Annotated in this window: 12 protein-coding genes; 6 read left to right on the forward strand and 6 right to left on the reverse strand. The window is 73.2% G+C overall.

All coding sequences use genetic code 11. The features are described 5' to 3' along the window. Nucleotides 1-1,145, reverse strand: a 1,145-nt coding sequence (locus tag BGP03_RS34245; RefSeq protein ID WP_299738849.1) for an NAD(P)/FAD-dependent oxidoreductase, incomplete at its 3' end; no start/stop codon positions are given. 67 nt (nt 1,146-1,212) lie between these two features. Here BGP03_RS34245 and BGP03_RS34250 point away from each other — a divergent pair. Then, a complete protein-coding gene (locus BGP03_RS34250; protein WP_296377234.1) occupies nt 1,213-1,812 on the forward strand; it encodes a TetR/AcrR family transcriptional regulator in 600 nt (199 codons plus the stop codon). Between the two features lie 63 nt (nt 1,813-1,875). Next, nucleotides 1,876-2,607, forward strand: a complete 732-nt coding sequence (locus BGP03_RS34255) for a siderophore-interacting protein (RefSeq protein ID WP_296377233.1) — start codon at nt 1,876-1,878, stop codon at nt 2,605-2,607. A gap of 39 nt (nt 2,608-2,646) precedes the next feature. Here the strand turns inward: BGP03_RS34255 and BGP03_RS34260 are convergent, their stop codons facing one another. From BGP03_RS34260 to BGP03_RS34275, 4 genes are all read right to left on the reverse strand, one after another. After that, the gene (locus BGP03_RS34260) at nt 2,647-3,801 is read right to left on the reverse strand and encodes an acyl-CoA dehydrogenase family protein (protein ID WP_296377232.1); all 1,155 of its coding nucleotides are present in this window, start codon (nt 3,799-3,801) and stop codon (nt 2,647-2,649) included. A gap of 10 nt (nt 3,802-3,811) precedes the next feature. After that, nucleotides 3,812-4,456, reverse strand: a complete 645-nt coding sequence (locus BGP03_RS34265; RefSeq protein WP_296377231.1) for a GntR family transcriptional regulator — start codon at nt 4,454-4,456, stop codon at nt 3,812-3,814. A gap of 101 nt (nt 4,457-4,557) precedes the next feature. Beyond that, nucleotides 4,558-6,150, reverse strand: coding sequence for an NAD(P)/FAD-dependent oxidoreductase (locus BGP03_RS34270; protein WP_296377230.1), 1,593 nt, complete (start codon nt 6,148-6,150; stop codon nt 4,558-4,560). Continuing rightward, the gene (locus BGP03_RS34275; RefSeq protein ID WP_298798497.1) at nt 6,147-7,049 is read right to left on the reverse strand and encodes an alpha/beta hydrolase; all 903 of its coding nucleotides are present in this window, start codon (nt 7,047-7,049) and stop codon (nt 6,147-6,149) included. Before BGP03_RS34275 ends, BGP03_RS34270 begins: the two co-directional genes overlap by 4 nt. A 190-nt stretch (nt 7,050-7,239) precedes the next feature. On the opposite strand from BGP03_RS34275, the gene BGP03_RS34280 reads away from it, so the two are divergent. Next, nucleotides 7,240-7,635, forward strand: coding sequence for a hypothetical protein (locus BGP03_RS34280; protein WP_296377228.1), 396 nt, complete (start codon nt 7,240-7,242; stop codon nt 7,633-7,635). A gap of 57 nt (nt 7,636-7,692) precedes the next feature. On the opposite strand, the gene BGP03_RS34285 is transcribed toward BGP03_RS34280, so the two are convergent. Then, nucleotides 7,693-8,472, reverse strand: coding sequence for a DUF2461 family protein (locus BGP03_RS34285; protein ID WP_298798499.1), 780 nt, complete (start codon nt 8,470-8,472; stop codon nt 7,693-7,695). A 191-nt stretch (nt 8,473-8,663) separates the two neighbouring features. Between BGP03_RS34285 and BGP03_RS34290 the strand changes: the two genes are divergently transcribed. The 3 genes from BGP03_RS34290 to BGP03_RS34300 all read left to right on the forward strand — a co-directional run bounded on the left by BGP03_RS34290 (nt 8,664) and on the right by BGP03_RS34300 (nt 13,171). Further along, complete coding sequence (locus BGP03_RS34290) at nt 8,664-9,398, forward strand: response regulator transcription factor (RefSeq protein WP_296377226.1); 735 nt, start codon at nt 8,664-8,666, stop codon at nt 9,396-9,398. 3 nt (nt 9,399-9,401) lie between these two features. Then, entirely contained in the window at nt 9,402-10,862 is a 1,461-nt protein-coding gene (locus BGP03_RS34295; protein ID WP_296377225.1) for a HAMP domain-containing sensor histidine kinase, read from the forward strand. Nucleotides 10,863-11,242: 380 nt separating this feature from the next. Further along, nucleotides 11,243-13,171 (forward strand): glycosyltransferase family 39 protein, encoded by a 1,929-nt coding sequence (locus BGP03_RS34300; protein WP_298798520.1) that lies wholly within the window; start codon nt 11,243-11,245, stop codon nt 13,169-13,171. Nucleotides 13,172-13,231: the final 60 nt, after the last annotated feature.

Consider the following 13,231-nt stretch of genomic DNA (forward strand, 5'->3'; position numbering starts at 1 on the left):
ATCATCGTGAACAGGTTGGGGAAGCCCGCGATCGTGGTGCCGAGCAGTCCCTCCGGCCCCTTCGCCCACACGTCGGTGAGCTTGACGCCGTCGCGCCCGGTGATCGTGACGCCGTCGGCCATGCCCTCGCCGACTTTGAACCCGGTGCCGAAGATGATCACGTCGGCCGGGTGCTCGACCCCGTCGGCCGTGACGACGCCGGTCGGGGTGACGCGCACGATGTCCTCGGTCACGACGTCGGCGTTGGACTGCCTGAGCGAGCGGTAGTAGTCGTTGGACATCAGGATCCGCTTGCAGCCCAGGGAGAAGTCGGGCGTGAGCTTGGCGGCGAGGTCGGGCCGGTCGGCGAACGTCCGGGCGAGGTGGGCGCGGGCGAGCTTCTCGACCACCTTCATCCGGCCCGGCCGGCGGAAGCCGCCGACCAGCAGCTCGTTGCGGCCGTAGACCATCGCGCGGGTGGCCTTCTGCACCGCCGGCACCGCGCGGTAGATGCGGCGCATCACGGCCGGGATGTCGCGGTCGGGCTTGGGCAGCACCCACGGCGCGGTGCGCTGGAACAGCGTCAGCGACGCCGCCTGCGGCTGCACCTGCGGCACGAACTGGATGGCGCTGGCGCCCGTGCCGATCACGGCGACGCGCTTGCCCCGCAGGTCGACGCCGTGGTCCCAGCGCGACGAGTGGAACGCCGCTCCTCCGAAGGAGTCCAGCCCCTCGATCTCCGGCACCGACGGCAGGTGCAGCGGCCCGGTGCCCCAGATGACGACGCGGGCGCGCACGTCGTCGCCGTCGGCGGTGGTGACGGTCCAGCGCGCGCCGTCCCACTCCGCGCCGGTGACCTCGGCGCCGAAGCGGATGCGGTCGCGCAGGCGGTAGCGGTCGGCGACGCCGTCGAGGTACGCGCGGATCTCGGGCTGTCGGGCGAACAGGCGCGTCCAGTTCGGGTTGGGCGCGAAGGAGAACGAGTAGAGGTGGCTCTGCACGTCGCAGGCGCAGCCCGGGTAGGTGTTGTCGCGCCACGTGCCGCCGACGCTGTCGCCCTTCTCCAGGATGAGGAAGTCGTCGCGGCCGGCCCCGGCCAGGCGCACGGCCGCGCCGAGCCCGGCGAACCCGCTACCCACGATCACGATGTCGACGGTGCTGTCCATGCGCTCCTCCTGAGGGGTTACCGGCGGTAACTTACCATGAGTAACTTACCTGCGGTAGGGTCTCCCCGTGGACACCAGGAGCCCCCGACGTCGCATCGGACGCGCCGAGCGCGAGCAGCAGATCCTGGACGCCGCACTGGCCGTCTTCTCCGAGCGCGGGTTCCAGAACGCGTCGATGGACGTGGTGGCCGAGCGGGTGGGCGTCACCAAACCGGTGCTGTACACGCACTTCGGCTCCAAGGACGGGCTGCTGCTCGCCTGCATCGCGCGCGCCCGGGCCGAGCTGCTGGACGTCACGACCACGGCGGCCGCGGGGGCCGACAGCCCGGAGGAGATGCTGCGTCGGGGCACCCGCGCGTTCTTCGACTACCTGCAGAGCCAGGAACCCGCCTGGACGCTGCTCTACTCCGAGTCGACCGTGGCCGGCGAGGCGCTGGAGGGCATCCGCGCCCAGCAGACCGACTTCATCGCCGCCCTGCTCTCCACCCAGGCCCCCGACGCCGACCCCCAGCAGCTGGAGGGCTGGGCGCAGGTGATCGTCGGAGCCTGCGAGCGGCTCGCGATCTGGCGGGGCAGCAACAAGTCGGTGACGAGCGAGCAGGCCACCGGGTACCTGATGGACCTCGCCTGGACGGGGCTGGCGAGGATGACGCCCGGGTCGGGGTGACCGCAGGACCCTCGACCCCGGGTCACGGACGCGATCGGGCTGCACCGGGGCACAATCACCCCGGTGAGTACGACGGCACCCCGGCTCCTGCAGGTCCGGCGCAGCGAACGCGTGACCCCGCGGATGATCCGCGTGACCCTCGGCGGCGACGAGCTCGCCGGGTTCGACGGAGAGGGACCCGACCGCCGGATCAAGATGTTCTTCCCCGTGCCCGGCCAGGAGCGGCCCGCCGTGCCACGGGCGATGTCCGGCGGCCCGGTGTGGCCCGCCGGGGAGGCCCGCCCCGCCATCCGCACCTACACGGTGCGTCGGTTCGACGCCGCCGCCGGCGAGCTGGACGTCGACTTCGTGCTGCACGAGGGCTACGGCCCCGCCGCCGCGTGGGCCCGGGAGGCCCGACCCGGGGCCTGGGTGGGGGTGTCCGAGCCGGGCGGGCACTACCGGCCCGACCACACCGCCGACTTCCACGTCGTCATCGGCGACGAGACGGCGCTGCCGGCCGTGGCCACGGTGCTGGAGGCCCTGCCCACCGGGGTGCCCGTGCTGACCTTCGTCGAGGTGGCCGACGCGGACGAGGAGCAGAAGCTCCCCGCCACGTGGGTGCACCGCGGCGACCGGACCCCCGGTGAACCGCTGGCCGAGGCCGTCCTCGCCGCGGAGTTCCCCGCGGGGCGCGGGCAGGCCTGGCTCTCGGGCGAGTCCGGCTGCGTCAAGGACCTGCGCAGACACCTGCTCGACGACCGCGGCCTCGACCGCCGCGCCGTGTACGCGACGGGCTACTGGCGGGCCCGCTGACGCGAGAGGTCGTGCGCGGATAACAGTGCTCCAGCACTGTTATCCGCGCACGGGCAGCAGCTTCCAGATGATCTCGTTCATGATCTCGTTGGTGCCGCCGCCGATGCCGAGGATGCGCGCGTCGCGGTAGTGGCGCTCCACCTCGTGCTCGCGCATGTAGCCCATGCCGCCCAGCAGCTGGACGCACTCGTGCACCACCGCCTCCACGCACTTCACGGCGGTGTTCTTGGCCATCGCGGTCTCGCGGAGCATGCCCTCCCCGGCCAGCCACCGGTTGGTCACCGAGCGCGTGTAGGTGCGGGCCACGTCGATCTCCCGGGCCATCTCCACCATCCTGTGCCGCACCACCTGACGCGCCGAGAGCGGCTTGCCGAACGTCTCGCGCTCGTGGATCCACCCCCAGGTGAGGTCGAAACAGCGCTGGGCGGTGGCGTAGGCCTGCACCGCCAGCGAGAGTCGTTCGCTCTGGAACTGCTGCGCGATCTGGACGAAACCCGAACCGGGTGCGCCGACGAGGTTTCCGGCCGGCACCCGGACGCCCGCGTAGGACAGCTCGGCGGTGTCGGAGCAGAGCCAGCCCATCTTCTCCAGCTTGCGCGACACCGTGAACCCGGGCGCGCCCTTCTCGACGACGAGCAGCGAGACGCCGCCGTGACCGGGGCCGCCGGTGCGCACTGCCGTGGTGACGAAGTCGGCCCGCACGCCGGAGGTGATGTAGAGCTTCGCCCCGTCGACGACGTAGACGTCACCGTCGCGGACGGCGCGGGTGCGGATGCCGGCCACGTCCGAGCCGCCGTCGGGCTCGGTGATGCCCAGCGCCCCGATCAGCTCGCCGGCCAGCGTGGGGCGGACGAACCTCTCGATCAGCTCGGGATCACCGGCCTCGACGATGTGCGGCACCGCGATGCCGTGGGTCAGCAGCGCCGCGACGAGCCCGCCCGAGCCGCCGGACAGGATGATCTGCTCCGCCACGAGGAACCCGTCGATCGCGTCGCCCCCTCCCCCGCCCACCGACTCGGGGAACGCGACGCCGAGCAGGCCGGCCGCCGCCGCCTTCTTGTGCAGCTCGCGCGGCACCTCGCCGTCGCGCTCCCAGCCGGCGAGGTGGGGCACGATCTCGCGGGTGGTGAAGTCGGCGACCAGCTCGCGCAGGGCACGGCGCTCGTCGGTGAGCCAGGGATCGGGGTACGCCACGATCCAGACGTTAGAGGAGCAGCTGCTCCACCTGCGCCCGGTAGTCGCGGTAGATCTGCCGGTAGCGCTCCAACGCGCCGGCGCGGTCGTCGGCGTCGAGCCGCTCGAGCATCTCGCGGTAGCCGTCGAGCCACACCTGCCAGTACTCGCGTCCCGACGCCATCGCGAACAGCCGCAGCGTGCGCGCCACCACGAGGTCGACGTGCGTCTGCAGCTCCCGGTTGCCGCTGGCCGAGATCGCGATGGTGCTGAAGTCCGCGCCCGCGACGGCGGCGGCCGGCAGGTCGCCCGCCGCCAGATGGTCGCCGAACTCGGCCAGCCGCTCCCGCATCCGCTCGCGGTGTGACTCCGTGATGTTGTCCAGGCCCCACTCGACGCCGGCGCAGGCCAGCACGCCCATCACGTCGACGAGCTCCAACGCGCCCTTCAGCGTGACGTGCGTGACGCGCCGCGTGCGGTTCGGCGCCACGTCGACGAGCCCCTCGGCGGCGAGCTGCGCGATCGCCTCCCGGATCGGGGTGATGGAGACCCCCAGCCGGGCCGCCACCTCCCCGTCCTTGAGCACGGTACCGGCGGGCAGCGTGCCGTCGACGATCTCCTCGCGGAGGCGGCGCAGCACGGCCTCCTTGCGGGTGAGCGGGACGGCGAACGACACGGCAACTCCTCGGCCCCGGTGTGGACGGGAAATCCTATGGCCACCGGGGAACTGCCGGCCGGGCACGTCCTCGGGCCCGGCCGGCAGGCTCGTAGGGCGGCTCAGGCCGGGATCAGGGTGAACCCCTCGTACTCCTTCGCCGCAACCTCGTCGCACTTCTCCCGGTAGACCCCGACGCCGCCGATGTAGGCCATGAAGACGCGGGGCTTGCCCGGGACGTTGGAGCCCATGTACCAGGAGTCGGCCGTGGGGTAGAGCGTGTAGTTGCCGACCTCCTCGACGTGGCGCACCCACTCGTCCTCCGCCTCGGCGCTGGCCTCGATGCCGACGGCCCCCTGCGCACGGACGAACGCGATGCAGTCGGTGATCCAGTCCACGTGCTGCTCGATCGACACCATCATGTTCGACAGCACCGACGGGCTCGACGGGCCGGTGACGGTGAACAGGTTCGGGAAGCCCGCGACCGCCAGCCCGAGGTAGGTGCGCGGACCCTCGCCCCACTTCTCCTTCAGGGCGACGCCGTCCACGCCGCGGATGTCGACGGCCGCCAGCGCGCCCGTCATCGCGTCGAAGCCGGTGGCGAACACGATCGCGTCGAACTCGTACTCCTGCTCCGACGTGCGCACGCCCTTCTCCGTGATCTCCACGAGTGGGGTCTTGCGCAGGTCGACGAGGTGCACGTGCTCGGCGTTGAACGTCTCGTAGTAGCCGCTGTCGAGGCACGGCCGCTTGGTGCCGAACGGGAACGAGCGCGGCGAGAGCGTCTCGGCCACGTCCGGGTCCTTCACGATCGACCGGATCTTGGACCGGACGAACTCGGCGGCGGTGTCGTTGGCCTCCTTGTCGGTGATCATGTCGGTGTAGGCGGTGAGGATGCCGACGAGGCTGCCCTGGTCCCAGCCCGCCTGGTACTTCTGCTCGCGCTCCTCGGCCGCCACCTCCAGCGCCGACTGCGTCGCCTCGGGCACCGGCACCCCGAAGCCCGACGTGCGCTGCGCCTCCCGCCAGGCGCGGTAGTCCTTCTTCATCTGCGTCACCTCGTCCTCGGTGAGCGGGCGGTTGCCCGCCGGCATCGAGAAGTTGGGGGTGCGCTGGAACACCGTCATCTCCGACGCCTGCTTCGCCAGCAGCGGGATCGACTGGATGCCCGAGCTGCCCGTGCCGATCACGCCGAGGCGCTTGCCGGTGAAGTCCACGCCCTCGTGCGGCCAGTGCCCGGTGTGGAACGTCTCGCCGCGGAACGACTCGATCCCCGGCACCTCCGGGGTCTTGGCCGCCGACAGGCAGCCCGTCGCGAAGATCACGAACTGGGCGCTGACCTCGTCGCCCGCCTCGGTGGTGACGAGCCAGCGGCCGTCGCCGTAGACCGCCGACGCCACGCGGGTGTCGAACGTGATGTCCTTGCGCAGGTCGAAGCGGTCGGCGACGTGGTTGATGTAGCGCAGGATCTCCGGCTGGGTCGGGTACTTCTCCGACCACGTCCACTCCTGCTCCAGCTCCGGGGAGAACGAGTAGGAGTACGACAGGCTCTCCACGTCGCAGCGCGCGCCCGGGTAGCGGTTCCAGTACCAGGTGCCGCCGACCCCGTCGGCGGCCTCGTAGACGACGGTGGACAGGCCCAGCTCGCGCAGGCGGTAGAGCTGGTAGAGCCCGGCGATGCCGGCCCCGACCACCACGGCATCGACGGTCTTCACGCCTTCACCCCCGCCAGGACGCGGTCGATCTGCTCGACGGCGTAGTCGATGCCGGCGGCGCTGCCGGGCAGGACGTTGACCATCGTGAAGAAGCCGTGCATCTGGCCGTCGAAGCGGCGGTGCTCGGTGGGCACCCCTGCGGCCGCCAGCTTGGCCGCGTAGGCCTCCCCCTCGTCGCGCAGCGGATCGTGTTCCGCCGTGAGGACGACGGCCGGGGGCAGGCCCGAGAGGTCCGCGGCCTGGATCGGCGACGCGTCGACGTTCGCGCGGGAGGCGGCGTCGGGCGCGTAGTGGTCCCAGAACCAGATCATCGACTCGCGCGAGAGGAGCAGCTGGTTGGCGGGGTCGACGTAGCTGGCGTTGTCGACGTCGGCGTCGGTGACGGGGTACACGAGCACCTGCAGCGCGATGTCCGGCGCTCCTTCGGCCTTCGCCCGCTGGGCCACGATCGCGGCGAGGTTGCCGCCGGCGCTGTCGCCCATGACGACGAGCGGCACGTCGGCCCCGGCCAGCTCCGTGACGCGCTGCGCGGTCCAGCCCAGGGCCGCCCACGCGTCGTCGGCCGCGGCCGGGTAGCGGTGCTCGGGGGCGAGCCGGTAGTCGACCAGCACGACCACCGCGTTCGTCCGGTTGGCGAGCTGGCGGCCCAGGGTGTCGGACTCCTCGATGTTGCCGATCACCCACCCGCCTCCGTGGTAGTAGACGATCACTGCGCGCGGGGTGCCCTCGGGCACGAGCACGCGGATCCCGAACGAGGTGCCGTCCGGGTTGGCGACCTTCTCGTCGTGCACCGAGGCCACGTCCGGGCCCGGGCCGTAGAGGTCGCGGAGCATGCCACCGAGGCCCCGGGCCTCGTCGGGCGTCATCTCGTGGAGCGGCTTCGCTCCCGATTCGGCCATCTGGGTCAAGAATCCGGCTGTCGCGTCGTCGAGTGCCACTGTCCACCTCGTCGTGGTAGGTCACGGGCCACGGATGTGTGTCCGACACCACACCGTAAGAAATGCATCCTGCATCACGCATCCGCCGAGCGGCGGAACATGTGCGTCCACCGGGACGTAGCGTTCGGGCACCCGTTCCGAAGGAGATCCCGTGTCGAAACGCTCCCGCCCCACCGCCACGGGCTGCACCGTGACCGTGTGCCGCGGCTGCTGCTGCGGCACCGACCGCAAGCACCCCGGCGTCGACCACGCCGGCCAGGTGACGGCGCTGACGGCGGGCATCGGCGACGCGGGGCGCGTGCGGGTGAGCGATTGCCTCGACGCGTGCGAGCGGTCGAACGTGGTGGTGGTCGGACCCTCGACCGAGGGCAGACGGGCGGGTGCCCGCCCCACCTGGCTCGCGGGCGTGCTGCACCCCGACACCGTCGACGACGTGGTGGCGTGGGTGCGCGCCGGCGGCCCCGGCGTGCAGGACCCGCCCGGCGTCCTCGACCTCTCGGCCTTCGCCCCGACGCGCAAGCAGCGCGCCGAGGCGGGCGAGCTCTGAGCGGAGCCCACCCACCCCCGGACGAGTTCGCCGATCCGCGCCGATCTCCCGGCGTGATCAGCCGGTCGGGGCGGCGTCCACAGCCGGGCGGGGGCGAGGCGGCACCGGGACCGGCGCGCCGACGTGCTCGTCGAGCCACGCCACCAGCGGCCCGGCCGCCCGCCACGCCTCCCGCACCCGGTGCAGCGGCTCCTCCGTGGCCAGCCACGGCCCCACCTTCCAGCTGCGCGTCACCTGCAGGCCGCGGTGGCGCAGCAGCGCGAGCCGCGGGTGGGCGGCGGCCACACCCCGGGGCCGGCCCGCCAGCAGGCGCGACTCGTCGAGCGTCCAGCCCTCCAGCGCGTCGAGGACGGCCGACAGCTCAGCAGCCGACCCGACAGCCGGGCCGGGCGCGGCCGGGTCGAGCGCCGCCGGATCGGCAGTCGGGTCGGGTGCGGCCCCGTCGGGTGCGGCCGGGACGGTCGCGCCGCCGTCGACCGCCGCGCGGTAGCGCTCCAGCTGCGGCCCGTCGAACGCCCAGTGCCCGGCCGACACCGACAGCGCGGTGGCCGTCAGCACGACGCCGAGCACGCAACCACCCGGGCTCGCGGCCACCGCACCGACGTCGGTGCGGTAGGGCGGCGCGTCGGGCCGGAACCGCCGGTTGACCTGTGGCCGGAACACCCGCGCCGGGCCGAACTCCGGCTCCAGCGCGGTGGCCAGCGCGCGCATCGGGCCGCGCACCTGCGTCTCGTGGCGGTCGCGGTGGTTGGCCCAGAACTCGTGGGTGTTGTCGGCGGCCAGCTCGGCCAGCAGCGCCGGGCCCTCGATCGGCCATCCTGCGAACGTGGTCTCCATGGGACTCGTCTCCTCACACGGGTCGGTGTGCGGATACGGACGGATCCCGGGTGCGTGAGGTTCCCCTGCCGGGAGAAGTTCCGTTCACAGCAACACCACAGGAACCCCCCATCGGGGCCACAGCCCCGGGCCCGACCCTGGCTACCATGGCGACAGCAGGGCGGATGCAGGCAGATGGGCCGGGGAGCGGGATGGACGAGCGGGCACAGGGTGACCGCTCCCTGCGCCGCCCCGACGGCAGCGCCATCCGTGTCCTGGTCGTCGACGACGAGTCCAGCCTGTCCGACCTGCTGTCCATGGCCCTGCGCTACGAGGGCTGGGAGGTGCGCACCGCCGCCGACGGCACGTCCGCCGTGCGCACGGCGCGGGAGTTCCGCCCCGACGCCGTCGTCCTCGACGTCATGCTGCCCGACTTCGACGGCCTCGAGGTGCTGCGCCGCATGCGCGCCGACACCGCCGACGTGCCGGTCCTGTTCCTCACCGCCCGCGACGCCGTGGAGGACCGCGTCGCCGGCCTCACCGCGGGCGGCGACGACTACGTCACCAAGCCGTTCAGCCTCGAGGAGCTCGTCGCGCGCCTGCGCGGGCTGCTGCGCCGCTCGGGCATGTCCGCGGCCCGCCAGGGTTCCGAGCTGGTCGTCGGCGATCTCGTCCTCGACGAGGACAGCCACGAGGTCCGCCGCGGCGACGACGTCGTGGAGCTCACGGCCACCGAGTTCGAGCTGCTGCGCTTCCTCATGCGCAACCCCAAGCGCGTGCTGAGCAAGGCCCAGATCCTCGACCGCGTGTGGAACTACGACTTCGGCGGCCAGTCCAACGTGGTCGAGCTCTACGTCTCCTACCTGCGCAAGAAGATCGACGCCGGCCGCTCCCCGATGATCCACACCGTGCGGGGTGCCGGCTACGTCCTGAAACCGGCGGCCTAGGGGGTGCGGCCGCACTCGCTGCGCACCCGGCTCGTCGCGACCACGCTGCTGCTGGTCGCGCTGGCCTCGGCCGTGGTCGGGGTGGCGACCACGCTCGTCCTGCAGCACTTCCTCTACACCCGGCTCGACAGCGACCTGCGCAGCGCCAGCGCGGTGTTCTCGCGGTTCGAGGGCTCGCCCCATTCCGGGCAGGCCACTCCGCCACCCGCTTTCGGCGGGGGCGGCCCCCGCCCGCCGGACGCCGTGCTCGCCGACGTCGTCAACGGCCAGGTGACGGCCACCCGGGTGTTCTCGCGCGACGGCTTCGGCACGGTGCCGGCCTCGGAGTACCCGGACCTGATCGCGGTGGTCCCCCAGGCGCCCCCCACGAGCGCCGATCTCGGACCGCTCGGGATGTACCGGCTGATCTCCACCGTCCGCCCGGACGGCAGCCGCCAGGTGACGGGGCTGCCCGAGAGCTCGGTCACCGACATCATCGCCTACGTCGTCGTCGCCGAAGTGATCGTCGCCGCCTCCACCCTGCTGGTGGCGGGGTTCGCCGGCGCGGTGCTCGTGCGCCGGGAGCTGCGGCCGCTGGAGCGCGTCGCCGTCACGGCCACCCGGGTCAGCAACCTGCAGCTGGACCGCGGTGAGGTCGATCTCGCCGAGCGCGTGCCCGACGCCGACCCCCGCACCGAGGTGGGGCAGGTGGGTGCGGCGCTGAACCGGATGCTCGACCACGTCGGGTCGGCGCTGGAGGCCCGCCAGGACAGCGAGACGCAGCTGCGCCAGTTCATCGCCGACGCCAGCCACGAGCTGCGCACGCCCCTCGCCGCGATCCGCGGCTACGCGGAGCTGACCCGCCGCACGACCCTGCCCGAGGAGGCCACCTACTCACTGGTGCGCATCTCCTCGCAGGCCGAGCGGATGACCACGCTCGTCGAGGACCTGCTGCTGCTCGCCCGCCTCGACGCCGGGCGTCCCCTGGAACGTGGCGAGGTCGACCTCACCCGGCTCGTGCTCGACGCCGTCAGCGACGCCCACGCCGCGGGCCCCGACCATGACTGGCTCCTCACCCTGCCCGACGAGCCCGTCACGGTGCCGGGCGACGCGTCCCGCCTGGCGCAGGTCCTGGCGAACCTGCTGGCCAACGCCCGCACGCACACCCCCGCGGGCACCTCGGTCACCGTCACGCTCGCGTCCGACGCCGGGCAGGCGCGCATCACGGTGGTCGACGACGGCCCCGGCATCGCGCCGGAGCTCGTGCCGCACGTGTTCGAACGGTTCGCCCGCGGCTCCACGTCGCGGTCGCGGGAGAACGGCAGCACCGGGCTGGGGCTGGCCATCGTCGACGCCGTGGTGGCCGCCCACCGCGGGTCGGTGCGGGTCACGAGCCAGCCCGGCCGCACCGAGTTCGCGGTGCTGCTGCCGACGGCCGGCGCGGTCACCCCCACCCCACCCCGCCGGCCCGCCCGCACCCACTGACCCCTCCCCACCCGCGAGTCGGCGCCTTCCCGCGCGCGAGTCGACAGGTTCCCGCGCGCGAGTCGGCAGGTCCAGGACGGATGGGGCTGAGAACATCGCCGACTCGGCCACCCGAAACCGCCGACTCGCGCGCGTAAGAGCGCCGACTCGCGCACGGAGATCTGCCGACTCGCGCACGCCGCGCACGGGAAGGCGCCGACTCGCGGGGTGGGCGGGTGGGTCGCGTCGGGGGCTCACAGGTGACGCACAGGTCGGACACCGATGGGACACAGCGGACATGAGCACCCTCGGCGAGCGTGACGACGACGCTCTCCCGCCCGCCTGACTCCTCGCCCGCTCCCCCGGCCACCTCCCGCAGGGTCCAGCCCCGCCACGCCCCGCTGGGCGTGCTGCTGGTGGCCACCGCCGTGCTCTACCTGTGGGACCTCTCCGCATCGGGGTGGGGCAACGCGTTCTACGCGGCCGCGTCGCAGGCCGGTGGGGTCAGCTGGAAGGCGTGGTTCTTCGGCTCCTCCGACGCGGCCAACCTCATCACCGTCGACAAGACCCCGGCCGCGCTGTGGGTCAGCGGGCTGTCGGTGCGGATCTTCGGGCTGTCGAGCTGGAGCGTGCTGGCGCCGCAGGCGCTGATCGGCGTCGCGTCCGTCGGGTTGCTGTACGCCTCCGTGCGCCGCACCGCCGGCACCGCCGCGGGCCTGCTGGCCGGGGCGACGCTGGCGCTGACTCCCGTCGCGGTGCTGATGTTCCGCTTCGACAACCCCGACGCCCTGCTCGTCCTGCTGCTCACCGGCTCGGCGTACGCGACGCTGCGCGCGGTCGAGAAGGGGCAGACGCGCTGGCTGGTCCTGGCCGGGACGCTGGTCGGGTTCGGGTTCCTCACCAAGATGCTGCAGGCGTTCCTGGTGCTGCCCGCGCTGGCGCTGGTGTGGCTGCTGGTGGCGCCGGTCGGCATCGGGAAGCGGCTGCGGGCCCTGGCGCCGGCCACGGTGGCGCTGGTGGTCAGTGCCGGGTGGTGGGTGCTCGTCGTGGAGCTCTGGCCCGCCGCCGACCGCCCGTTCATCGGCGGCTCGCAGAACGACAGCGTCCTGGAACTGATTTTCGGCTACAACGGCTTCGGGCGACTGACGGGCGACGAGGTCGGCAGCGTCGGCGGCGGCCAGGCCGGCGCCGGCGCCACGGGCAGCTGGGGCGAGACGGGGCTGACCCGGCTGTTCGGCTCCGAGTTCGCCGGCCAGGGCGCCTGGCTGCTGCCGACCGCCCTGCTGCTGACCGTCGCGCTGCTGTGGTGGACGCGCAGGGCCGTCCGCACCGACGGCCTGCGCGCGGCGGCGATCGTGTGGGGCGGCTGGCTGGTGGTCACCTGGCTGACGTTCAGCCTGATGGCCGGCATCTTCCACCCCTACTACCTCGTGGCGCTGGCGCCGGCGATCGGCGCGCTCGTCGGGATCGGCGCGGTGGTGCTGTGGCGGGACCGGGCCGGCCTCGCGGCCCGCATCACCATGGCCGGGCTCGTGGCCGTGACGGCGGGCTGGGCGTTCGTGCTGCTGCGCCGCACACCGCAGTGGCAGCCGTGGCTCGCCTGGACCGTGCTCGCGGTCGGCGCCGTGGCCGCACTGGGGCTGGTCGGCGTGCACCGCGCGCCGCGCGTTCTCGCGATCGGCGTGGCCACTGCGGCCGTCGTCGCGGGGCTGGCCGGGCCGGCCGGGTACTCGGCGGCCACCGCGGCCATGCCGCAGACGGGTGCGATCCCGACCGCCGGGCCGGAGGGCGCCGGCCTGCGCGGACCGGGCGGCGGCGGGTTCGGCCGGGCCCAGTTCGGAAGCAGGCAGCCCGGCGGGGGCCAGTTCGCGGGCAGCCAGGTCGCGCGCAGGCAGCGGCCTCCGGGCGCCGGCACCGGCGGGTTCCCCGGGTCGGGCGGGACGGGCGGGTTCGGCGGGGCCATGTCCCTGCTGTCGAGCCCCACCCCCGGACCAGCGGTGGTCACCGCCCTGCAGCAGGACGGGTCGAGCTACCGGTGGGCCGCCGCGGCCGTCGGCTCCGACACCGCGGCGGGCTACCAGCTCGCGACGCAGCTGCCCGTGATGGCGCTGGGCGGCTTCAACGGCACCGACCCCGCCCCCACCCTGGCCGAGTTCCAGCAGCTCGTGGTCCAGAAGCAGGTGCACTGGTTCGTCGGCGGTACGGGACCGGGTGGCACCTCCAGCGGCGGCAGCGACGACGCCCGGCAGATCGCCCAGTGGGTGGCGACGACGTTCACCGCGACGACCGTCGACAGCACCACCCTCTACGACCTGTCGGCGGTGTCATGAGCACCGTCACACCCGTTCGGGACGCGCGCACAGCTCGCGCACAGGACGACCACAAGGCCC

Origin of the sequence: Pseudonocardia sp. 73-21, from assembly GCF_001899645.1 — a bacterium.
In the GTDB taxonomy this organism is placed as follows: domain Bacteria; phylum Actinomycetota; class Actinomycetes; order Mycobacteriales; family Pseudonocardiaceae; genus Pseudonocardia.